Here is a 602-nt window from a genome sequence, read left to right on the forward strand (position 1 = left end):
AGATTACCATATGTTATAAAAAATGGATATTACATCTTGGTGTTAAGATGAAGGAAGATCAAAAAGAGGGGGCGCCCCATCAGCCATTTCAAGGCTCTTGGAACACCCCTTGTATTGTCACAGTCCCTTAGAGCCATCTCATAAATCTTTTGTGAGACAGTTTAACTTGATTACGTTCAGCCCATTTGGTTAGTTCTTTCATTCCCCTGTATTCCTGTTCAAGAAAACTAAAACATAATTTATAGGGAGCAAATTTATGATCTACAGGTTTAATCCCTATTACCGGTTTGAAATAGCCCTTTACATAAATATTCTCAATTCGGTTTGCTTCAATTTCTTTATTTTCAACTATTATTGAGTCCGGAAGAATCTTGATTTCAATGAACCTTCTAATCGTAATGATCCTATAGAGCAATACGATTACAACTATCAGACAAAAGATTACCCAAAAAAATCCGATATATGAAAGTACTTTACCATCCATATTATTTATGACGCTTGTCAAAAGTATGCCACTTGAAAAAATCATTGATAGCAGAAGTGACATTAAAGAAGGACGACTCACCTCGTATACCCCTATAAGATCCATGTGCCCCTCCTTT

Annotated in this window: 1 protein-coding gene; it reads right to left on the bottom strand. The window is 35.5% G+C overall.

What is annotated here, in order from left to right; translation table 11 throughout:
* Positions 1-127: 127 nt before the first annotated feature.
* On the bottom strand, positions 128-602 hold a 475-nt coding region (locus tag CA598_RS31690; protein WP_218832648.1), incomplete at its 5' end, for a hypothetical protein.

It is taken from the genome of Paenibacillus sp. VTT E-133291 (genome assembly GCF_002264395.1).
GTDB lineage: Bacteria > Bacillota > Bacilli > Paenibacillales > Paenibacillaceae > Paenibacillus_AQ > Paenibacillus_AQ nitricinens.